The organism is Streptomyces griseobrunneus (genome assembly GCF_046713465.1).
Taxonomy (GTDB): domain Bacteria; phylum Actinomycetota; class Actinomycetes; order Streptomycetales; family Streptomycetaceae; genus Streptomyces; species Streptomyces microflavus.
On the sequence record NZ_CP177080.1, the window covers coordinates 4,399,658 to 4,417,841 of the forward strand.

13 protein-coding genes are annotated in these 18,184 nt (G+C 68.9%); 10 read left to right on the forward strand and 3 right to left on the reverse strand.

All coding sequences use genetic code 11. The features are described 5' to 3' along the window. Positions 1-13: 13 nt before the first annotated feature. The gene (locus tag ACK8N7_RS20095; RefSeq protein WP_500443538.1) at positions 14-2,476 is read right to left on the reverse strand and encodes a bifunctional SulP family inorganic anion transporter/carbonic anhydrase; all 2,463 of its coding nucleotides are present in this window, start codon (positions 2,474-2,476) and stop codon (positions 14-16) included. 286 nt (positions 2,477-2,762) lie between these two features. Between ACK8N7_RS20095 and ACK8N7_RS20100 the strand changes: the two genes are divergently transcribed. Next, positions 2,763-4,097, forward strand: coding sequence for a polysaccharide deacetylase family protein (locus tag ACK8N7_RS20100; protein WP_500443540.1), 1,335 nt, complete (start codon positions 2,763-2,765; stop codon positions 4,095-4,097). A gap of 71 nt (positions 4,098-4,168) precedes the next feature. Here the strand turns inward: ACK8N7_RS20100 and ACK8N7_RS20105 are convergent, their stop codons facing one another. Continuing rightward, positions 4,169-5,164, reverse strand: a complete 996-nt coding sequence (locus ACK8N7_RS20105) for an ATP-binding protein (RefSeq protein ID WP_500443541.1) — start codon at positions 5,162-5,164, stop codon at positions 4,169-4,171. 102 nt (positions 5,165-5,266) lie between these two features. On the opposite strand from ACK8N7_RS20105, the gene ACK8N7_RS20110 reads away from it, so the two are divergent. Then, entirely contained in the window at positions 5,267-6,091 is an 825-nt protein-coding gene (locus ACK8N7_RS20110; RefSeq protein WP_403214627.1) for a Fic family protein, read from the forward strand. A 417-nt stretch (positions 6,092-6,508) separates the two neighbouring features. On the opposite strand, the gene ACK8N7_RS20115 is transcribed toward ACK8N7_RS20110, so the two are convergent. Further along, positions 6,509-7,354 carry an HAD family hydrolase gene (locus ACK8N7_RS20115; RefSeq protein ID WP_403214629.1) on the reverse strand — a complete coding sequence of 282 codons (846 nt, stop codon included), beginning with the start codon at positions 7,352-7,354 and terminating at the stop codon, positions 6,509-6,511. 503 nt (positions 7,355-7,857) lie between these two features. Here ACK8N7_RS20115 and ssd point away from each other — a divergent pair. From ssd to ACK8N7_RS20155, 8 genes are all read left to right on the forward strand, one after another. Beyond that, positions 7,858-8,997, forward strand: a complete 1,140-nt coding sequence (gene ssd, locus ACK8N7_RS20120) for a septum site-determining protein Ssd (RefSeq protein WP_403214631.1) — start codon at positions 7,858-7,860, stop codon at positions 8,995-8,997. Continuing rightward, positions 8,994-10,142 carry a TadA family conjugal transfer-associated ATPase gene (locus ACK8N7_RS20125; protein WP_500443544.1) on the forward strand — a complete coding sequence of 383 codons (1,149 nt, stop codon included), beginning with the start codon at positions 8,994-8,996 and terminating at the stop codon, positions 10,140-10,142. Before ssd ends, ACK8N7_RS20125 begins: the two co-directional genes overlap by 4 nt. Next, positions 10,139-11,053, forward strand: a complete 915-nt coding sequence (locus ACK8N7_RS20130) for a type II secretion system F family protein (protein ID WP_500443546.1) — start codon at positions 10,139-10,141, stop codon at positions 11,051-11,053. Before ACK8N7_RS20125 ends, ACK8N7_RS20130 begins: the two co-directional genes overlap by 4 nt. Continuing rightward, entirely contained in the window at positions 11,050-11,916 is an 867-nt protein-coding gene (locus ACK8N7_RS20135; RefSeq protein ID WP_403214660.1) for a type II secretion system F family protein, read from the forward strand. The genes ACK8N7_RS20130 and ACK8N7_RS20135 overlap by 4 nt, the downstream gene beginning before the upstream one ends. A 282-nt stretch (positions 11,917-12,198) precedes the next feature. Next, positions 12,199-13,389 carry a tyrosine-type recombinase/integrase gene (locus ACK8N7_RS20140; protein ID WP_500443548.1) on the forward strand — a complete coding sequence of 397 codons (1,191 nt, stop codon included), beginning with the start codon at positions 12,199-12,201 and terminating at the stop codon, positions 13,387-13,389. A gap of 14 nt (positions 13,390-13,403) precedes the next feature. Then, positions 13,404-15,920 (forward strand): tyrosine-type recombinase/integrase, encoded by a 2,517-nt coding sequence (locus ACK8N7_RS20145; RefSeq protein WP_500443550.1) that lies wholly within the window; start codon positions 13,404-13,406, stop codon positions 15,918-15,920. Then, positions 15,917-16,480, forward strand: coding sequence for a DUF6262 family protein (locus tag ACK8N7_RS20150; protein ID WP_500443551.1), 564 nt, complete (start codon positions 15,917-15,919; stop codon positions 16,478-16,480). Before ACK8N7_RS20145 ends, ACK8N7_RS20150 begins: the two co-directional genes overlap by 4 nt. A gap of 201 nt (positions 16,481-16,681) precedes the next feature. After that, on the forward strand, positions 16,682-18,178 hold the full coding sequence (locus ACK8N7_RS20155) for an ATP-dependent nuclease (protein ID WP_500443553.1): 1,497 nt from the start codon (positions 16,682-16,684) through the stop codon (positions 18,176-18,178). Positions 18,179-18,184: the final 6 nt, after the last annotated feature.

The window sequence follows — 18,184 nt, forward strand, 5'->3', positions numbered from 1 at the left end:
GGGCCTGTCCGGTTCAGACGCCGGTGCGCTCCAGCTCTCCGGTGCCGACGCGGTCGAAGACCTCGTCGGGGCCCGTCCCGGAGCTGGAACCTTCGGTCAGCAGATACGCCTGCGCCTCGCCGACGTGGAAATACATGCCGTGCAGCTGGAGCGTCCCCTCGGCGAGCCTCCGGGCCACCGATTCGTGCGCCCGCAGGTGCTCCAACTGCTGGACCACATTGGTGAGGCAGAGCTGCTCGACCTCGTCGGCGGGCAGCCGGCCGGAGATCCGCGCCCAGGAGTGGCGGCGCGATGCCATCCGCTCCAGGCTCGGCAGACCGTGGCGCAGCCAGCGCCACAGGGGGGTCCTCGGCTTCTCCGGGCCGGAGTCGGGCTCGCCCTTCAGCAGCGCCTGCATGGCGCCGCAGCCGGAGTGTCCGCAGACGGTGATGGATTCGACCCGCAGCACCTCCACCGCGTACTCGATCGCCGCGGCCACCGAGTCGTCGCCGCTCCCGGCCGGCGCGGTGCCCGGTTGAGGCACCAGATTGCCGACGTTCCGCACGGTGAAGAGGTCGCCGGGGCCGCTGGCTGTGATCATGCTGGTGACCAGGCGGGAGTCGGCGCAGGTGATGAAGAGCTGCGAGGGGCACTGGCCCTCGGAGGCGAGCCGGGCCAGCTCGTCGCGGACCAGAGGCGCTGTGTTCCGCTGGAAAGAACTCAGGCCACTCAGCAGTCGATGCGCGCCGCCCTTCCCGCCGGCCCCGGCGGTGGGGGAGGTGCCGGAACCGCTGTCGGGGAACATGCCGGTGGTGCCGCTGTTGTCCGCGGGGCGGGTGGGACGGTCGTGGCAGTGGTGGTTGCGCCACGGGGTCCAGGGGCGGCAGCACGAGTGGGCCGCGGCGGCCGGCTCGGCGATGCGGCTGCCGGACCTGCCGGTGAAGTCGATCCGGCCTCCCTGGGCGAGTTGGGCACCGCGCCAGGCCTGGATCGCCTCGTAGGCGGCGTGGTCCATGAAGAACCCGTCCAGCTCGACGGTCGAGTCGACGCCCGGCGGCAGCTGCCCGAGGGTCCGGGTGAGCCGCGGGACGGCCAGGAAGGTCAACTGGCCGTGGACGGTCACCACATGACGGCCGTCCTGCTCGGTCACGGTGATCTTCGTGCGGCCCAGCCGGTGCAGCGAGACGATCACCGCCACGCCCACCCCGAGCGCGACGCCCGCCAGCGCCCCGAAGGCGACGACACCGGCGACGGTGGCCGCGTAGACGGGGAACTCCCGGTGCTTATGGACGTTACGGATGTGCGCGAAGCTCACCATCTGGACCCCGACCACCATCACCAGGGCGGCGAGTGCGGCCAGCGGAATCCACTCGAACACGGTGACCAGCAGGCCTGCCGCGAGGAGGACCCAGACCCCGTGCAGCACGGTGGAGGCGCGACCGGTCGCCCCGGCCCGCACATTGGCCGAACCTCGCACCACGCCCCCGGCCACCGGGAGCCCGCCCAGCAGCCCGGTGAGCGTGTTGGCGATGCCCTGGCCGCGCAACTCGCGGTCCAGGTCGGACCGCTGGGGCGGAGTGGGGGAGGTCAGGGGGGCCTGCTCTCCCGCGCGGTCGGCGGCCAGCTTGTCCACGGCCACCGCGGCGAGCAGCGATTCAAGACTGGCCACCAGCAGCACGGTGAACACCGCGGTGGCCAGGGCGAGAACGGGTCCCTGAGGTAGCTCCGGCAGGGCGTGCGACCGCCAGGAAGGCAGGTCGACCCGGGCGAGCCCGGGCGTCGCCACCGCCGCCACCGAGGTCGCGATCACCACCGAGGCGAGCGCGGCCGGGATTCTCCGTACCGTCCGGCCGACCCGTCCCGGCAGCCGGGGCCACAGCAGCAGAACAGAGATGGTCAGCGCCCCGATGAGGGGGGCCGCCGGACTGATCCGGGCCAGCTGCTCCGGCAGGGCCAGGGCGTTGGCCACCACGGAGCTCTGGGGTGACCCGCCCAGCATGATGTGCAGCTGGGCGAGCGCGATGGCCACACCGATGCCGGCCAGCGTCCCGTGCACGATCGCCGGGCTGACGGCGAGCGCGTTGCGTGCGGCTCTCAGGGTGGCCAGGAGGATCTGGAGCAGCCCGGCGCCGACCGTGATGGCGCAGGTGGTGCGCCATCCGTAGACCTGGATCAGCTCGGCAGTGACGACGGTCAGCCCGGCGGAAGGACCGCTGACCTGGAGCGGTGTGCCCCCGAACAGCCCGGCGACGATGCCGCCGATGGCCGCTGCCACCAGCCCGGCCTCCAGCGGGGCGCCCACGGCGAGGGCGAGGCCGAGCGACATGGGGACGGCGATGAGGAAGACGGTGATCGAGGCGGACACATCCGTGCCTGCGATCCGCAGGCGGCGGCCGCCGGTGGGCGGTGGGCTGTGTGGGCTCTTCATCCCCGAGGCGCGGCGGGGGCGCGAACGGCGGGGTGTGCGGTCATGGCGAGTGGGGGCGCAGGCGGACATGTTCCCGTCTCCTCCGGAGGCAGCGCGGTCGCGAGGACGTAAGGGACGCGGCCGTGGGTCACGGCGTGCAGCGGCGGGATTTCTCAACTCTCAGTAAACGAATGGTAATGGAGAGTAAAGATCGGCATCTCGCATTCGCGGCATTTAGGTCAGCGCGTCACCCATTCAAGCGAATAGGCAGCTTTTCATTCGGCATGTCGTCCTCTTATCTGCAAAGCCGCGTGCGAGTTTGGCCGCGCCGTGTCGGCACTCAACGCAAATAACCTGCAAGGAAGAGGGTGGGCGGATGATGGCCGCCACGAAGAGGATCGCCCTGGGCGTCATGACCACGGCGCTGGTCGCCGTACTCGCGGGCTGTTCCGGTGCCGGATCCGGAGGCTCCGCACCTGGTGGTGCCGGTGCGGGCGCGGAGAAGGGGGCCCATGGAGCGAAGGAGAACGCTCCGCAGGCTGCTCCGAAGAACGCGGTCAAGCTCATCGGGGACGGCTCCACCGCCTTCACCGGCGCCCAGCCGAAGATGCCGGCCGCCCAGCGCCTGGCGCCGGGTCAGAAGCCGCCGCAGTTCGTGGTGTTCTCCTGGGACGGTGCCGGAGAGGACAGCCAGAAGCTTTTCTCGCACTTCCGCGGTGTCGCCAAGAAGTACAACGCGAGCATGACGTACTTCCTCAGCGGTGTGTATCTCCTGCCTGAGGAGAAGCGATCCCTCTATGCTCCGCCGCAGCACTCGGCGGGCCGTTCCGACATCGGCTTCAACGACACCGAGGGCATCCGCGACACCCTCGCCGAGGTGCGCGCCGCCTGGAAGGACGGCAACGAGATCGGCACCCACTTCAACGGCCACTTCTGCGGCCCGGACGGCGGTGTGGGCACCTGGTCCGTCGAGGAGTGGAAGAGCGAGATCAACCAGGCGAAGGCTTTCGTCAAGAACTGGAAGACCAACGCCCCGGAGCTGAAGGGCGAGGCGCCGCTCCCCTTCGACTACGACCAGGAGCTGGTCGGCGCCCGCACTCCCTGCCTCGAAGGGCAGAAGAACATGGTCGCCGCGGCCCGGGACATGGGCTTCCGCTACGACTCCAGTGGTGTCGGCAACCAGGTCTGGCCCAAGAAGAAGGACGGCGTGTGGGACATCCCGCTCCAGCTCGTCCCGATGCCCGGCCGCGCCTTCGAGACCCTCTCCATGGACTACAACTTCATGGTCAACCAGTCCGGCACGACGACACAGGGCGACCCCTCCCAGCACGAGTACTGGGGCAACCAGATGCGCGACGGCCTGCTCCAGGCCTTCGACCGCTCGTACAACGGCAACCGGGCGCCGCTGATCATCGGCAACCACTTCGAGTCCTGGAACGGCGGCACCTACATGCGCGCCATCGAGGAGACCATCGCGAAGGTGTGCACCAAGGAAGGCGTCCGCTGCGTGTCCTTCCGGCAGCTCGCGGACTGGCTGGACGCACAGGACCCGCAGGCGCTGGCCAAGCTCGCCACGCTCGGCGTAGGCGAGACGCCCAAGGAGGGGTGGAAGACCTACCTCGGCGCCCAGGCCGCCGCTGCCCAGCAGGCGGAGAAGGGCAAGGCGGCCGGGCCCGAGGCCGGAGAGCAGAAGGCCCGGAACGCCGACTAGGCACCCCGGGCCCCCCTCCGGTCACCTCGGCCGGCAGCCGCCGGGGTGGCCCGGAGGGGTCGGCCGGCGGGTCAGGCGGGTGCGGGGACGGCCGCTCCCGCGCGCCCCTCACCGAGCACGAAGGCGGGGTCGACCTGGGCGGCCAGGTCGGCGCCCGTCTTCTCGTTGCCCCAGCTCTCCGCGTTCTTCAGGTGGAAGTGCACCATCTGCCGCGTGTAGCGCTCCCAGTCGCGCAGTTCGTACGAGTCCTCGGCGGCGTCCTGGAGGGCCTGCAGGGCCATCCGGTTGTCCGCCTCCAGCAGCTCGAACCGGGACGGCCGCCCCTTCTCCATGGACCGCACCCAGTCGGAGTGGCCCACCCCGATCAGCAGGTCGTCCCCGACCTCCGAGCGCAGGAAGTCCAGATCGTCCCGGCCCTGCACCTTGTTGCCGACGACCTTCAACGCGACGCCGAAGTCCCGTGCGTACTCCTTGTACTGGCGGTACACCGACACCCCCTTCCGGGTCGGCTCCGCGACGAGGAAGGTCATGTCGAAGCGCGTGAACATCCCCGAGGCGAACGAGTCCGACCCCGCCGTCATGTCCACCACGACGTACTCGTCCGGGCCGTCGACCAGGTGGTTGAGGCAGAGCTCGACGGCCCCGACCTTGGAGTGGTAGCAGGCCACGCCGAGATCGGACTCCGTGAACGGGCCGGTGGCCATCAGCCGGATGTCCCCGTCGTCGAGCCGGACCGTACGCGCACAGGCGTCGAAGATCGGGTTGTCCTCGCAGACCCGCAGCAGCCGCGAGCCCTCGCCGGGTGGAGTCGTCTTGATCATCGTCTCGGCGGAGGCGATACGGGGGTTGGTGCCGCGCAGGTAGTCCTTGATGAGAGGGAGGTGCGCACCCATGGCGGGCAACGCGGCGGCCTCCGCCTCGTCGAGGCCGAGAGCGGCCCCCAGATGCTGGTTGATGTCGGCGTCGACGGCGACGACGTGGGCTTCATTGGCAGCGAGGTGACGGATGAAGAGCGAGGACAGCGTGGTCTTACCGCTGCCGCCCTTCCCGACGAAAGCGATCTTCATGTTCACCTAGGGTAGTGGGTCAATTGCACAGCGCTGTCGATGTTCGTGAAGATGGCCACTTGGGGGCGGTCCGGGTGTACGGGGCGCGTAGCCTCGCTACTTATGAGTACGACTGCCTCAGACCCGCTCGCCACGCTCGGTGCTCTGCCCGGAGTGCCCGATGCCGTGGACTCCGTACGCAAGGCCGTCGACCGGGTCTACGGTCACCGCGTCATGCGCCGTCGCAGCAACGAGGTCACGGCCGAAGCCGCGCTGCGGGGCTCCCGGGGGTCGGCGGCGCTCGCCGGTGCCGACTGGAACCTGGAGGAGGTCCGCCGGCGCACCGACTTCAGCGGTGAGGACGAGGCGCGCACGGTCGGAGCCGCGCTGCGTCTCACCGCGGAGGCCGGACAACTGCTCTCCATCTGGCGACAGTCGCCTCTGCGGGTGCTGGCACGGCTGCACCTGGTCGCGGCCGGCGGGGCCGCACCGGATGACGCCGTCGGGCGCCCGCGACTGGCGGGTGAACCCGTCGACGAACCGCTGATCGAAGCGCCGCTCCCCGGCGCCGAGGAGGTGGCCGGACGGCTCGAAGGCCTCTCCCAGCTGATCATCGCGGGCAGCGCGGCCCCCGCCCTGGTGACCGCCGCGGTGGTGCACGGCGAACTGCTGGCGCTGCGCCCCTTCGGCTCCCACAACGGTCTGGTGGCCCGCACCGCCGAGCGCGTCGTGCTGATCGGCAGCGGACTGGACCCGAAGTCCATCTGTCCGGCCGAGGTGGGCCATGCGGAGCAGGGGCGGGCGGCGTATGTCGCGGCGTTCGAGGGCTATACGACGGGCACTCCGGAGGGCGTGGCCGCGTGGATCGCGCACTGCGGCCGCTCGGTCGAGCTGGGAGTGCGCGAATCGACGGCGGTCTGCGAGGCCCTGCAGCGCGGCGCGGCGTAGGCGGCCGCCCGGGGCAGCGGAAGGGGTGGCGCTCCGGCGACTGTGACCTGGGGAAAGGGTTGCGGCGGTACCGGAGTGCGGTACCGCCGCTGGCACGTCCGCCCAGTTACCAAGCGTCCTCGTAAATTGCCCATCAGGTCGGGTACTTTGCCCGTCACCTGGTGCGGCTGGCCCGTAATCGACGGGTCGACGTCGCGTGGGTGCTCGGCTTTCGTGCTCGGTCCGTGGGGCCGTCACTGCGTTACAGGTCATCCTCACGGATGTCCTTGGTCTCGCGGGCCGTTGAGTCCTTTGTACTCCAGGACCGGGGGAAGGGGAAGCCCTGGTCCCACTTCTTTACTTTTAGGTTCAATCAAGGGCGAATCGGGCAGTGCGCCCCGTCGGTCGAATGCTCCTCGCCGCCGGTCGCGCGTCGGGTCAGCCGGGCAGCGCCGCGCCGGCGGTACGCCGACGGCTGGCGTACCAGACGAGTCCAGCGGTGACGGCTGCGGCGCCTACCGCGGCGGCGGCGACGAGTGCCGGGCGCGGCGGCATCGAGAAGGCGGGCAGCCGCTGCTTCAGCCGGACCGGACGATCGAAGACGAGAATCGGCCACTCGCGAAGGGTCGCTTCGCGGCGCAGCGCGCGGTCGGGGTTGACCGCGTGCGGGTGGCCGACCGCTTCCAGCATCGGTACGTCGGTTGCCGAGTCGCTGTAGGCGTAGCAGCGCGAAAGGTCGTACCCCTCCGAAACGGCGAGCGCCCTCACGGCCTCGGCCTTGGTCGGCCCGTAGGCGTAGTACTCGATCTCTCCCGTGAAGCAGCCGTCGTCGCCGACGACCATGCGCGTGGCGACGACACGGTCGGCGCCCAGCAGTTCGCCGATCGGTTCGACGACCTCCGCGCCGGAGGTCGAGACGATGACCACGTCGCGGCCGGCGGTGTGGTGTTCCTCGATGAGGGTGGCGGCCTCGTCGTAGATGATCGGGTCGATCAGGTCGTGCAGGGTCTCGGCGACGATCTCCTTTACCTGCTGGACGTTCCATCCCTTGCAGAGGGCGGAGAGATAGGCACGCATCTTCTCCATCTGCTCGTGATCGGCGCCCCCGGCCATGAACACGAACTGTGTGTACGCGGTGCGCAGCACGGCGCGGCGGTTGATCAGTCCGCCTTGGTAGAAGGACTTGCTGAAGGTCAGCGTCGAAGACTTCGCAATGACCGTCTTGTCCAGGTCAAAGAAGGCTGCTGTGCGCGGCGAGAAGCAGTTTTCCACAACGCTGAGCATAGGGGCCCGCCATTCGGCGTAAAATCCGGCGTGTGGGTTTGCCTGAGAAGGGCCTCGGGTACACCATGGAAGTCACGGATCGTTCGCGACCGTGCTAACCCCGGTCCGGCTCCTCCCCCCCCCGAGTCGGACCGTGGGGACGACCCCCGCTCTCCCCCCCGGCGGGGGTCGTCGCATGTCCGGATGGTTTTCTGCCTCCTGGGCTCAGCGCGTCCCTCCCTTTCGTCCCCTGTGGGCCCGCTCGTGCGAGGCGTCGGCGCGAACTCCGTCTCGTCACAGTGTGTAGCAGCGAGGCTGCGCTCCGGAAGTCGCTGGTTCGGGTGACGGAGATATTCACAACGCCGAAGTTGTCCACAGTTTTCGAGCAAGATCCACATGTTTTTTCGTGGTGCTGCACGTTGATTCCTCCCGCGAAGTCCGCGGGTACCGGAATCGCGCATCTCGGAAACGCTCCGGGATCGCCGCGAACCGCACTGCTGGGGCAGTGGGAAGGGGCGGAGATCGTGGCTGGATCCCTCACGCGAGAAGGGCTGACGGTCGCCGAAGGGCGACGCGGCGGACCGCTGATCGTGACGGAAGACGTGGAGTTGCTCGATGACCTGCTGCGGCTGTGCGCGGCGGCCGGGGCTGAGCCGGAGGTTCATCACGGACCGCCCGGGCGACGGGGCGGCTGGGAGCAGGCCCCGATGGTCCTCGTGGGCGATGACGCGGCCGCTCGGTGCCGCGGTGCCGTCCGCAGGCGGGGGGTGATGCTGGTCGGGCGGGACCAGGACGACCCGGACGTCTGGCGACGGGCGGTCGAGATCGGGGCCGAATATGTGTTGCGGCTGCCGGATTCGGAGGGCTGGCTGGTCGATCAGATCGCCAATGCCGCCGAAGGCGTCGGCAGGCCGGCGCTCACCGTCGGAGTGATGGGCGGGCGGGGCGGCTCCGGCGCATCGACGCTGGCCTGCGCACTCGCCGTCAGCGCGGCGAGGTCCGGCCGGCGGACGATGCTGATCGACGCGGACCCCCTGGGCGGGGGCATCGACGTACTTCTCGGCGGGGAACGGGCCGAGGGTATGCGGTGGCCGGATTTCGCTCACTCGAAGGGGCGCCTCGGTGGTGGAGCCCTGGAGGACTCCCTGCCCGCCCTCCACGGACTGCGGGTGCTGAGCTGGGGCCGCGACGACGAGGTGGCCATCGCGCCGCAGGCCGTACAGGCGGTGCTGGCCGCCGCGCGCCGGCTCGGCGGGGTGGTGGTCGTGGATCTGCCGCGCCGCGTGGACGAGGGCATCGCGGAAGCCCTCGCCCAGCTCGACCTGGGCCTGCTCGTGGTGCCGGGCGAGCTGAGGGCGGTCGCGGCGGCCAAGCGTGTCGCGTCCACGGCTCGCATGGTGCTGGACGACATGCGGGTGGTGGCCCGGGGGCCGTATGCGGCAGGGCTGGACGAGCGCTGGGTGGCCCAGGCCATCGGCCTGCCCCTCGTCGGTGAACTCCCCCTGGAATCAGGTCTCCTGGCCGCTCAGGACGGCGGAATGCCGCCCGGCGGCAGTGCCCGCAGCCCGTTGGCCCGCTTCTGCGCGGAGTTCTGGGAGCACGTGGCGGCAGCGGCGGGGGAGCCCGGTTCCGCCGTGGCTCCGGCCGGGGGAGGCGCACCATGACCGATGCGCTGCTGGATGCCGTACGCCAACGGCTGGCGCGCAGTGGCGGCGCGCCCACACCGGCCGGAGTGGCGGCCGCACTTCGGGCCCAGGGGCGGCTGCTGGGCGATGCGGAGGTGCTCGGGGCCGCAGCCGAGCTGCGCGGTGAACTCGTCGGGACGGGCGTGCTGGAGCCGTTGCTCGCGGACCCCGAGGTCACCGATGTCCTGGTGTCCGCACCCGACCGGGTGTGGGTGGACCGGGGCGGCGGGCTCCAGCTGACGGGGATCACCTTCCCGGACGCGGCAGCGGTACGGCGACTGGCCCAGCGGCTCGCCGCGGTGGCGGGCAGGCGGCTGGACGATGCCCGGCCTTGGGTGGACGCGCGGTTGCCGGACGGGACGCGGATGCATGCCGTGCTGCCCCCGGTCTCCGTCGGCTCGACCTGTCTCTCCCTGCGGGTGGTGCGCCCGCGGGCGTTCTCCCTGGCGGAGCTGGTGGAGGCCGGAACCGTGCCGCCGGGCGGCGACCGGATTCTCCGCGCCATGGTGGAGGCCCGTCTCTCCTACTTGATCAGCGGAGGCACCGGGGCGGGCAAGACGACCCTCCTGGCCAGCCTGCTGGGCGCCGTCGGCGCGGACGAACGGATCGTGCTCGCCGAGGACTCCGCCGAACTGCGCCCCGACCACCCCCATGTGGTGCGCCTGGAGTCCCGCCCCGCCAACCAGGAGGGCGCGGGCCTGGTGACCCTGCGCGATCTGGTGCGCCAGGCGCTGCGGATGCGCCCCGACCGGCTGGTGGTGGGAGAAGTCAGAGGTGCCGAAGTGGCGCAGCTGCTGGCTGCCCTGAACACCGGTCACGAAGGAGGATGCGGCACCGTCCATGCGAATGCCGCCGAGCACGTACCCGCCCGGCTGGAGGCGCTGGGGACGGCCGCAGGGCTGGACAGGACCGCACTGCACAGCCAGTTGGCGGCCGCGCTGTCGGTGGTCGTGCATCTCGTACGGGACCGGGCCGGACGGCGGCGGATCGCCGACGTGCACGTGCTGGAACGGGACGCGGCCGGCCTGGTGTTCACGGTGCCGGCCCTGAGCTGGGGCGCCGAAGGGTTCGCCCCGGAGCGGGGCTGGCAGCGGCTGGAGTCGCTGATCGGGGGTGCGCTGTGACGGGGGGAATCGCGGGCTACGCGGTGCATACGGCGGCCCTCTGCGGGGGTGCGGCTGTGTGGCTGGCCGCGATGAGGGACCCCGGGGTCCGGCGCGCGCGGGTCCTGCTCGTGGACGGGCCGGCCGAGCCGTGGCGGGCCTGGCGATCGTGGCCGTGTCTGCTCAGGGCCCGGCGGCTGGTCGTGGAGCGGCGCGAATGGTGGTGCGTTCCGGTGGCGGTGCTGCTCGCCGTGCTCGGTGCGTCGGTGCTGCCGCTGATCGCCGGAGCTGTGGCGGTGCCCTTGGTACGGAGGTGGGTGCGCGCTCGTGCCAGGCGTCGGCAGCGGGAACGGGCGGGGGACACGGTGGCGGTGCTGTGCGGGGCCGTGGTCGGGGAGCTGAGGGCCGGACAGGAGCCGGGCCAGGCCCTGTTGGCCGGGCTGCGGGAGTGCGCGGCGGACGGGGAGCCGCAGGCCAGGGGCGGGCCGGGTGGTGGCGCGTGGCTGGGGGACGCGGAGTCCGCGGTGCTGGCGGCCGCGCGCTTCGGGGGCGATGTGCCCGCGGCGATGCGGCAGGCGGCGGACGGGCCGGGGCTGGGTGGCCTCTCCGGGATGGCCGCGTGCTGGCGGGTGGCGGTGGACGGCGGAGCCGGTCTCGCGGCCGGCCTGGACCGCCTTGAGACGGCGTTACGGGCCGACCGGCGCAGACGTGAGGAGCTGCGGGCCCAGTTGGCGGGGGCCTGGTCGACCGTCGTGGTCCTGGCGCTGCTGCCGGTGGCTGGCCTGGGTCTGGGGGCCGCGCTCGGAGCCGATCCCCTGCGGGTCCTGCTGCACACGCCGGGCGGGCTGTTCTGTCTGGCGGTCGGGGGGTCCCTGGAGGCGGCCGGACTCTTCTGGGCCTGCCTGATCGTGCGCGGAGCGGAGACCCCATGAACGCGACGGGAGGAGTTCTCCACAGCCTGGGGATGCCGGGGGCACTGTTGGGCGCCGCGGTGCAGTTGGCCTTTGCCGCGGCGGCGGGCCACCGGGGACGAACGGTGCGCGGCCGGGGCGCAATGCTGCTGGAGGTCAACCAGGGCGTGCGGACCGGCTGGTGGTCCTGGGCGGCTGCTGGACGGGACCGGATGGGCAGTGTGGTCCGGACGGGCAATCGTGCCGGTGCCAGTTCCGGTGTCGGCGATCGCGTCGGTGTCATGCGGTGGGGCGGTCCGGCGGGGGCCTGGCTGGCCGGATGGATTCTGGTCGGCGGCCTGGTGGGGTGTGCGGTCGGTTCGGCCGCGGCGTACGGGACGTGGCGGTGGCAGCGGGCCCGGCCCCGGCCCGGTCCGGGCGAGAGCAGGGAGGAGCGGGCCGTGATCGCCGGGCAGCTTCCTCTGGCCGCCGATCTGCTGGCGGCCTGCGTCGCCGTCGGGGCCGGGCCACGAGAGGCCGCGGAGGCGGTGGGCGAGTCCATCGGCGGGCCGGTCGGCGACCGGCTTGCCCGCGCCGCCGCCGAGATCCGCCTCGGTGGAGAGCCGGCCGAGGCGTGGGGACGGTTCGGGGAGATACCGGGCGCCGGTCCGCTGGCCCGCTGCCTGCACCGGGCCGGATCGACCGGGGCCCCGGCGGCGGAGCCGGTCTCCAGGCTGGCCGAGGCGATGCGTGCCGAACGGGCCGGTGCGGCCGTGGCACGTGCCCAGCGGGCCGGGGTCCTGATCACCGCGCCGGTCGGACTCTGCTTCCTGCCCGCCTTCCTGGCGGTCGGGGTGGCGCCGGTGATCATCGGCCTGGCCGGCGGACTGCTGGTGGTGGATTAGGCCCGTCCGGCTTTCGCACATGGGCGTTCAGCTCGGACGCCTGCTCGATATCGATCGATGCCCATCGGGGGACGAAATGAAGAAGAAGTTCGAGGAACGAACCGCACGAACCGGACTGGCGGTCGGTGCAGTCTGCCGCCGCGCCCGGCGGCCGACGTGGGTGCGGAGGCTGGGTCGGTCGGCCGACCGCGGGATGACCACCTCCGAGTACGCGGTGGGCACCATCGTTATCTTGGGCTCCAAAGATCGTTCTGGCACATGAGGCACATGTGATCTCCAATCATGTGCCTCGAAGATATCGACGGGGTTCAAGTGACGTACCAACAACGGGCATATCGCCCTCAGAAAGCTGTGGCCCCCAGCGACGGCTCGCCGATCTGGGTCGTGGTGAACTCGACGTACGAGCTGCACATGCCCTCCTCGGCCTACCTGACCTCGTTGCGCAATCAGGAGGACGCCTCGATCAACACCGAGCGCGTCTACGCCGGCCGTGTCGCGCTGTATTTGTCGTACTGCGTGGACCATGGGGTCGACTGGACCGCTCCGACGATGCGTCAGTTGGGGGCGTTCTTGCAGTGGCTGGTGGATGAGCCGCTGCCCGCTCGGGGCCGGAAGGCGCCCGCGGAGCCGCGCCACCGGCAGAAGAAGACCGCGAACGACATCCTGACCACGGTGTGCCAGTTCCTGCGCTTCTGCGCTGCGGCTCTCGACCTGGTATCACCCGATCTGGTGACTTTGCTGTCTCAGCCGAAGCAGCTGCGATATGTACCTGGTCGCGACGCAGGAGAAGCCGGCCAGTACGCAACGGTCCACGTGAAGACGATCCGTTTCAAGGTCTCCGTCCCCGGCTTCGAATACCTGACAGACGAGCAGGTGAGGCGGCTGATGGACGGCGCCGTTCATGCCAGAGACAGGTTCTTGCTCGTGCTCTTGGCCGTGACCGGCATGCGCATCGGTGAGGCACTGGGCCTGCGCCGCGAAGACATGCACCTGCTGGCCAACTCGCAGTCGCTGGGCTGCCGGGTGGAGGGTGCCCACGTGCACATCCGACGCCGCCAGAACTCCAACGGGGCGCTCTCCAAGGCCCGGCGCCCGCGATGGATACCGGTGGGAGACGACCTGGCGGGTCACTACGCCGAATACCAGTGGGAACGCGAGCGGGTCGCGGAGGCTACGGGCTGCGACATGGTGTTCGTGAATCTCTTCAACGGTCCGCTGGGGCAGGCGATGAAGTATCCCAGCACCTACGAGCTCTTCGTACGCTTGGCGAAGAAGGCAGGTTTCAAGGCCCATCCGCACATGCTGCGGCACTCCGCGGCGACGCGCTGGGTGCGCGAGGGCAAGCCCCGACATGTCATCCAGGACATCATGGGGCACGTCTCACCGCAGTCGATGGAGCCTTACCTGCACGCTTCTGACCAGGAGAAACGCGACGCGGTCAGGCTCGTCTCCCAGCTTCGGGGCGAGCGCTGATGACGCTCTCGGCAATGGCACAGGTTGATGTGCTGAACGATGCGGACGCTACAACGCCGCAGGTGCTGATCGAGTGGGAGAAGTGGCTCAGGAGCCGCTTGGATCCCGGCTGGCGGCCGAGTGAGTGGAACGCCGCTGACCTGCTGTTCACGGGGGACCCCGCCAATCCCGCGACGCGGATCAATGCCTGTTCGGTGCGCGACTGCAGGAAGCCCATCACCGGCAGCCGATGGTGCACTGCCTGCGACCGCGCCGCCCGGCAGAGCGACTTGCCCCCGGATGAGTTCTCCGCCACATATCGACCTGCGCAGATCCGTCAGCACCGCAGCTTTGACGATTGCGAGGTGGATGGATGCGCCCGTCACTCGCAGTCCCGGGGACTGTGCGCCGCCCACTACCAGCGCTGGTTCAGGTACTGCCCGGAACCTGCCGACCTGGACGCCTGGCTGTCTACGCAAACGCCCTATGCGGCCCTCGACGAGTGCCCAGTATTCGGATGCCACATGGAGCGGCGCAGTTCTGCCGGACTTTGCATAACGCACCACACTCGCTGGAACACGGAGGTCCGGCGCCGGCAGGCGGCCGGGAAGCTGCTGTCCGCCGATGCCGATCAGGCGGGGCTGGCGGACTGGGTCAAGCGGCAGGTTCCGCTGTTCGACGCGACGATGTTCTCCCTGGCGCCGCTGAGTGAGGTCGTGAGGCTGGAGGTTCTGCATGTTCTTCAACTGCGTGACGTTCAGGGGAAGACCGTTCCTCCGATCAACATCAGGGCCGCGGTGCGAAAGCTCACCGGCCTGTCGAGCATCGCCCTGGACAGGGCGAATTTCCCCGACTACGACAAGATCGCCGACGTGGGATGCGCGTCCATCCTTCGGCAGATCCACTGGAACATCGCCGCCTCCTTTGACGAGTTCAGGGGCGTTGACCCCACTCGCAAGCTCGTCTGGGACCTGCGAGTCATCGGACAGAGCATCCCCTCACTCGCCCCGGTCGCCGACCGGACTCGCCAGAAGGGGGAGATCGACTTCGGGGAGATCCGGCAGGAGTGGCTTCGGGAGCTTGCCATGCACTTCGGCCGTGTCACCAGCCCGAGCAGCAGCCAGCTGCGCAACATCCACCGCGCCGCAGTGATCGCCTCGAACGGGCTGGAGCTACTGCCCGGCGGCGGCCATGACCCAGGCGCTCTTGGCTATTCACAGATGACCGCGGTTGTCGAAGCGTTCAACGTGGCGAAGCGGCTGGACGGCACCGACTACAAGTCGATGCAGCGGAACGCTCTGTGCAACCGCTTCTTCGAGCTGCTGGAGTTCGGCCGTCTCGACGGAGTGCTGAATGCGCTGTCCCAGAAGTTCACCCGGCACAAGGGGCATCGGGTCAAGGTGCTGGAGGACAACGAGGACGAGATCGGCAAAGCCTTGCCGGACACGGTCTTCCACCAACTGGATGATCACCTGCATCTACTCGGCGACCTCACATATGGCAGCCTCCCCAAGGAGGCGGTCAAGGCGATGTTCCGGACCGTCTACATCCTCCTGCGCGACACCGGGCGCCGACCGGTCGAGATCGGTGCGATCTCGGCGCAGTGCTTGGAGTTCGACGCCGGCGAGTACCAGCTCATATGGGACAACCGGAAGGGCCGCCGCTTGCGGCGACGCCTACCCATCCCGGCAGAAACTGCGGAAGCGCTCAAGGCGTGGCTGAAAGTCCGTTCAACGCTGGCCCTTCCCGAGTCCAGCAGCGAGTTCCTGTTCCCCGGACGGACAGCCCGCAAGAAGCATCTGGAGACCGGTGATTTGTGGCTGTTCCTGCGCAATTGGTTCCTGTCCATCCCCGTACTGGAGTCCGACGAGATGGGGGAGGACGGGCAGTTCCTGCCGTTTGATCGGACAAGGATCTTCCCCTACGCGTTCCGGCACAGCTTCTGCCAGCGGTATGCCGACGCCGGGGTTCCGATGCACGTCCTGCAGGATTTGATGGATCACCGATCGCCGCAGACCACGGCCTCGTACTACAAGATCAGCAACAAGATGAAGCGTGCGGCCATGGACAAGATGCGGCTCCACACCACCGACCGCCACGGTGAGCCGGCCCCAATGGGCTCCGCGAACTCCTACATGGTGGGGTCGGTCGCGGTTCACTACGGCAACTGCATCGAGCCGTCCAACGTGAAGGCCGGCGGGCACGCGTGCCCCATCCGTTTCCAGTGCTCGGGCTGCCCGTCGTTTCGGCCCGATCCCTCTCACCTGCCTGCCATCGAGGATCACGTCAGGACGCTGAAGACGAACAAGGAAATGGCTGAGGCCATGGGGGCGGCCGACTACACGATCACGGGCATGGCGGGCGAGATCGGCGACTACCAGAAGGTGATCATGAAAATGAGAGACAAAATGGAGGGCATGTCGGACGAAGAACGCGCCGAGGTGGAAGAGGCCAGCCGGGTCCTGCGTCGGCTGCGGGCCTCCTCCACCTCCCCGAGCCCCGTTGCCCTGCCGATGCCGGTGGTCCCCCGGCGGGCGGGTGGAGTGGCATGACTGAGCCCCGGACGCCTGCCCAGGTTCTGTTGGAGGCGCGTCGCAAGGACAGCCGCGACAAGCGGACGAGGGTGTTCGCGGTGGTGGACCAGATGAAGGCGAACGGGGAGCCGATCAGCTTCCTCGGGGTGGCGAAGGCGGCCGGCGTCTCGAACTGGCTGGTCTATGCCGAGGGGGTCCGGGAGTACATCGAGCAGGCCCGAAAGGGGCAGGCCGGGGAAACGTCACGCCAGCGCAGTGAAGGCGCCAGCGCGAGCTCGGCGAGCCTGGCCACTGACCTGGAGCTGGCCCGCGCTGAGCTGCGGACGGTCCGCGAGGAACGTGACCGGCTCAGGGGCGCGGTCGAACGCAGCCTGGGGCAACAGGTCGACCAGGCGGGCTCTGCGGAACTGGTGGCCCGAGTGAAGGAGCTGGTCAGCCACGTCGAGGCCCGGGACCAGGCACTGGCGGCGATGGCCGCTGAACGGGTCGCGCTACAGCGCACGGTGGATGAGACACAGGACGACCTGATCGCGGCTCGCACCGCGCTGCGGAACATGATGCGCGAGCAGAACAGCTGAAGGATGCAGCAGTTCAGCGGTACGTCCCGGGCTCGCGTCGCGCCGGGATCCTCCCGGTCTGTCCCCGGGGGCTGGCAGGCGTGTGCTGGTCAGGCGGCCGACGGCTGAGGGCCATGGCGACGCTCACAGTTTGCAGCTCAACAGGTCCACAACTCTGCGACGATACCGGGACGCATGCCGGGCACGAGGGGTGGGGCTGAAGTGGTCGATTACAAGAGCGAGGTTCGTCCGAGTGTGTTCTCCGATCTGAAGGAGAAGGTCGCCAAGGAAAACTATGGCAAGTACCTGAAGAGGCTCACGTTGCGGAAAGTACGTGGCTTCACGGACCGGGAAGTCACCTTCGATTTCCCCGTCACGGCGCTCGTCGGACCCAACGGTGGAGGAAAGACCACAATCCTCGGCGCAGCTGCGCTCGCTTATAAGGCGGTGCCTCCTGGGCACTTCTTCGCTAAGAGCGGCAAATACGACGAGAGCATGTCGAATTGGTCTATCGAATACGAGTTGATCGACAAGAGCATCGCCCCGCGTCTCTCGGTCTCCCGGACTGCGAGCTTCAAACAGTTGAAGTGGAACAGAAAGGCCCTTGACCGTGAAGTGCTAATTTTCGGTATTGAGCGCACGTTGCCTGCGACGGAACGAGCGAAGGTTCGCGCCGCTGCGGGAGGCTCCTTCGCGGCAGCCAGGGAAGTGCCCCTCAGCACTGAGGTGACCCAACATGCCGCGAAGATCCTGGCGAAGTCCATAGAAGGTTTCCAACGACTCTACCTGCACGAAGACGGAGAGGTCTCGCTGTTTGCGGGCCGAACGCCAGCAGGGGACGGGTACTCCGAGTTCCACTTCGGCGCGGGCGAGGCAAGCGTAATCCGCATCGTTGCTGATGTTGAGGCGGCACCAAGCGGATCCATGATCCTCGTTGAAGAGATCGAGAACGGCCTTCATCCGGTGGCTACCCAGCGCTTGGTCGAATACCTCATCGGTGTCGCCGATCGGAAGTCGTGCCAGGTCATCTTCAGCACTCACTCGAACGACGCCCTCGCGCCGCTGCCGGCGAACGCGATTTGGGCCGCCTACCAGGGAAATGTGATCCAAGGAAAGCTCGATGTGATGGCTCTGCGGACGATCACTGGCCAGACACAAGCCAAGCTGGCAATCTTCGTCGAGGACGATTTTGCAAAAATCATGGTAACCAGCGCTTTGCGGAGCCACGGCGGCGTGGAACTGGACGAGATAAAGGTGCACGCCATGCTCGGGGCCGACTCGGCGATGAAAGTGAATGAACAGCACAACATAGACCCGACCGCGTCTTTCCCGTCCATCTGCATTCTTGACGGGGACCAATTCGAACGCGTTGATGCAGAAAAGCGTGTCTTCGCGCTCCCGGGAACGAGCTCGCCAGAAGCGCACGTCCTGGACGGCGTCATGCAGCGCTTGGATGCAGTCGCTGGCCGGCTCACCCTGGCGCTCCACCTCAACCTGCATGAGCAGGAGCGCGTCAAGCGCACAGTTCGGGAACGCTATATGACAAATTGGGATCGACACGTTATCTGGGAACAGATTGGTGCAGATCTCGACTTCACGGCTGGTCTGACCGTCAAGAACGCGTTCCTTGCTATTTGGGCCCAGGAATTCCCGGGCGAAGTGGCTTCTCTCGCTCAGGACATCGGCACTCTGCTACCCCTTCGGCAACAGACCACCTAACCTGCG